The organism is Streptomyces sp. E2N166 (assembly GCF_003671715.1).
In the GTDB taxonomy this organism is placed as follows: domain Bacteria; phylum Actinomycetota; class Actinomycetes; order Streptomycetales; family Streptomycetaceae; genus Streptomyces; species Streptomyces thinghirensis.
Genome location: NZ_RAIF01000032.1, coordinates 1,615,169 through 1,616,114, shown reverse-complemented (window position 1 = coordinate 1,616,114; position 946 = coordinate 1,615,169). Strand labels below are relative to the sequence as shown.

Genomic DNA, 946 nt, shown 5'->3' with positions numbered 1-946 from the left:
TGGACGCCGCCCACCAGCGCGGCATGCGCGTGATCATCGACTTCGTCATGAACCACACCAGCGATCAGCACCCGTGGTTCCAGGAGTCCCGCAAGAACCCCGACGGCCCGTACGGCGACTACTACGTCTGGGCGGACGACGACACCCGGTACTCCGACGCCCGCATCATCTTCGTCGACACCGAGGCCTCCAACTGGACCTTCGACCCGGTACGCGGGCAGTACTACTGGCACCGCTTCTTCACCCACCAGCCGGATCTCAACTACGAGAACCCGGCCGTCCAGGAGGAGATGCTGGCGGCGCTGAAGTTCTGGCTGGACCTGGGAGTCGACGGCTACCGCCTCGACGCCGTGCCCTATCTGTACGCCGAAGAGGGCACCAACTGCGAGAACCTGCCCGCCAGCCACGCGTTCCTCAAGCGTGTCCGCAGCGAGATCGACGCGCACTATCCGGACACCGTGCTGCTGGCGGAGGCCAACCAGTGGCCGGAGGATGTCGTCGACTACTTCGGCGACTACGCCACCGGCGGCGACGAGTGCCACATGGCGTTCCACTTCCCGGTCATGCCCCGGATCTTCATGGCCGTACGCCGCGAGTCCCGCTACCCCGTCTCCGAGATCCTCGCCAAGACCCCGGCCATCCCGTCCGGCTGCCAGTGGGGCATCTTCCTGCGCAACCACGACGAGCTGACCCTCGAAATGGTCACCGACGAGGAACGCGACTACATGTACGCGGAGTACGCCAAGGACCCGCGGATGCGCGCCAACATCGGCATCCGCCGCCGGCTGGCCACCCTGCTGGACAACGACCGTGACCAGATCGAGCTGTTCACCGCCCTGCTGCTCGCCCTCCCGGGCTCGCCGATCCTGTACTACGGCGACGAGATCGGCATGGGCGACAACATCTGGCTCGGCGACCGCGACGCGGTCCGCACGCCGATGCAGTG

Annotated in this window: 1 protein-coding gene; it reads left to right on the top strand. The window is 66.5% G+C overall.

Going from position 1 to position 946, the window contains the following annotated elements:
* A partial coding sequence (locus EBH09_RS39575; RefSeq protein ID WP_238697590.1) for an alpha-amylase family glycosyl hydrolase occupies positions 1–946 on the top strand: 946 nt, incomplete at both ends.